The organism is Arhodomonas sp. KWT (assembly GCF_010993615.1).
The window spans coordinates 4,090-6,366 of the sequence record NZ_WNXE01000132.1 but is presented as its reverse complement, the minus strand read 5'-3'; the positions used below and the strand labels follow the sequence as shown (position 1 = coordinate 6,366).

Below are 2,277 nucleotides of genomic sequence, written 5' to 3'. Positions count from 1 at the left end.
GATGCCCCCGGCAGCTTCTCCTACCGGTTGGCCCCCGGGAGCCAGGACACATGAAATACCTGTTCGTCGTGTTCAACGTCGCCGCCGTGATCATCGTCGGATGGGTCGTCGCCGACCTGCCACAGGTGCGCGACGGCGGGGACCGCGGTCTTGCGCGCCCGGAGGCCGGCCTTCCGCAGATCTCCCGGGTCGACGAAACCCGTCGCGAGCGCCTTACCGCCGCCGAGCGCTCGCTGGACTCGCTGGCACGCCTCATGGCCCAGCGCCGCCGCGTGGAAACGGACACGCTGCTCGCCACCGCGCGCCGCCCCGAGCCCGAACCGGAGCCGGCACCGCCGGAGGACGGCACCGAGCGTGTCGCCCGGGCACCGCTGCCCGAGCGCAACCTGACACTGCTGCTCGACGGCCAGCGGCGGATGGCCATGGTGGACGGCAGGCTCGTCCAGACCGGCGATGCGCTCCCCGGGGGCGGCACGGTGACCCGGATCGGGACACGCAGCGTCGTGGTACGGGAACGTCGCGGGCGGCGGCAGAAGCTCACGCTGCCCCCGGAGCAGCTGCAGCTGGGGACGCTCCGCCCCGGCGCCGGCGACGGCAACGTGAACTGACCGCAGACTGACGGAATTGGGTGTCCAGGTGAATCGCCAAGCGCTCTACGGTTTCCTCATCGGCATCGCCACCCTCGCGGCGGTGGTGATCTGGTTCTACGCCTTCGTAATGCCGGGTGGCGTACCCGAGCCGCCCGCCGCGAACCTGCCGAGCACGCAGGACACAACGGAGCGCGCCGCGGCGCCGGAGCCCCGGGACCGCGAGCCGGCGGAGACGGCCGAACCCCGGCCCGAAGTGGCTACCGACGAGGCGCCTCCCCTGTTCCAGCAGGAGCGCAAGCCGGCCCCATCCGGGCAGGACGGCAACCAACACACCGACGGGTCGGCCCTCGGAGAGGGAGGCAGGGTCCGCCGCATTCAGCGGGAGCTCGCCAGCATCGCCCAGTCCCCGGGACAGGGATCGCCCCAGCGGGTCGGGGAGCTGCTGGGCCAGCTCCGCAGCACGCTGGGCACCAGCGAGGTGGCCGGCGTCGACCTGAGGCGGCTGGAGGAGACGGTAAAGAACGCGGGGCGAATCCAGTCGCTCGCCAACGAAATGAAGTCCATTGCCGACGACCCCGGCAAGCAGGACCGGCAACGCATCCGGGGAATCCTCGCCGAAATGCGCCGGCTCCAGGGACAGCTTCCCGAGGAAGCCCGGGAGCTGAAGGGTGGGGAATAGCCATGGGGAAGCGGCCCTTGGCAACGGTGGCGGGCTTCACGCTCATCGAGCTGGCCGTGGTGCTGGCGGTGGTGGGCCTGCTGGTGTGGACCGTGAGCAGCGGCTACCTGAATCTCGGCAGCGTCCGCGACCGCCAGGCGGCGGTGCGCCACGGGGCCGAGGTTCGCGACGCGATACGGGCCTTCGCGCTGGCGAACGCCCGTCTGCCATGCCCGGACACCTCCGGCGACGGCCGGGCGGGAGACTGCTCCGGCAACCGGACGCAGACCGGTCGCGTCCCCTACGAGACGCTGCACATGGGGGTACCCGAAGACGCCCGCCGCGCGTTCTACGGGGTCTACCGCAACGGCGATGCGGATGCCGATCTGGCAGTTGCCGGGGACCGCAGCGGGAACGGGCGCCTCGACACGACGGACCTGATCATCGGCCTGGGCAACGCGGCCGACACGCCGGTGAGCACCGACGAGATCTTTCTGACGGGCGACGACGGCACCCAGGGGACGATCGACTGCGCCGGCAACGCCGTGCGCAACGTGGCGTTCTTCCTGGTCGTGCCGCTGACGGACCGCGACGGTGACGGCGGGCGCTTCGACTCCGTCCATACCGGGCCGTGCGCCTATGCACCGGGCACCGGCGCCACCCGTAACCGGGACGACGTCGTCACCGCGGAGGGGTTCGCGTCGCTCGCCGGCTGGTTGAACGCACGGTAACGGCCCCGGCACGGGCCCGAAAATTCCTTTCCCCGAAAAGTGAGAGTCAATGGGATGAGCATCGCCGGCAAAAGCGCAACGAGGAGTGTCCTGCTAGCGGCCGCGGCCGCCGTGTTGCTGGCCGGGTGTGCCCAGCAGCCCACACGCAGCCTGCAGAACATGGACAAGGTGGATACCAAGACCACCAGGAAGGTCGCCTCGCGCACCGCCAAGCAGTCCCGCAAGCTCCAGGAAGCGATGGACCGGCTGCGGGAGAAGGTCGAAAAACGCTCCGAAGAGCCGGCGATCGAGCCGGTGG

The 2,277-nt window shown here is 70.8% G+C and carries 4 protein-coding genes; all 4 read left to right on the top strand.

Annotated elements, in window-relative coordinates; all coding sequences use genetic code 11:
• Positions 1 to 50 precede the first annotated feature (50 nt).
• On the top strand, positions 51 to 608 hold the full coding sequence (locus G7A99_RS14700; RefSeq protein WP_163141453.1) for a hypothetical protein: 558 nt from the start codon (positions 51 to 53) through the stop codon (positions 606 to 608).
• Positions 609 to 636: 28 nt separating this feature from the next.
• A complete protein-coding gene (locus G7A99_RS14695) occupies positions 637 to 1,269 on the top strand; it encodes a hypothetical protein (RefSeq protein ID WP_163141450.1) in 633 nt (210 codons plus the stop codon).
• 26 nt (positions 1,270 to 1,295) lie between these two features.
• Positions 1,296 to 1,979, top strand: a complete 684-nt coding sequence (locus tag G7A99_RS14690; RefSeq protein WP_371807622.1) for a prepilin-type N-terminal cleavage/methylation domain-containing protein — start codon at positions 1,296 to 1,298, stop codon at positions 1,977 to 1,979.
• A 54-nt stretch (positions 1,980 to 2,033) separates the two neighbouring features.
• Positions 2,034 to 2,277, top strand: a 244-nt coding sequence (locus tag G7A99_RS14685; protein WP_163141444.1) for a hypothetical protein, incomplete at its 3' end; no start/stop codon positions are given.

Bases quoted from the DNA above. Each gene is read 5' to 3' on its own strand.
- G7A99_RS14700 (WP_163141453.1), top strand. From the start codon at position 51: ATGAAATACCTGTTCGTCGTGTTCAACGTCGCCGCCGTGATCATCGTC.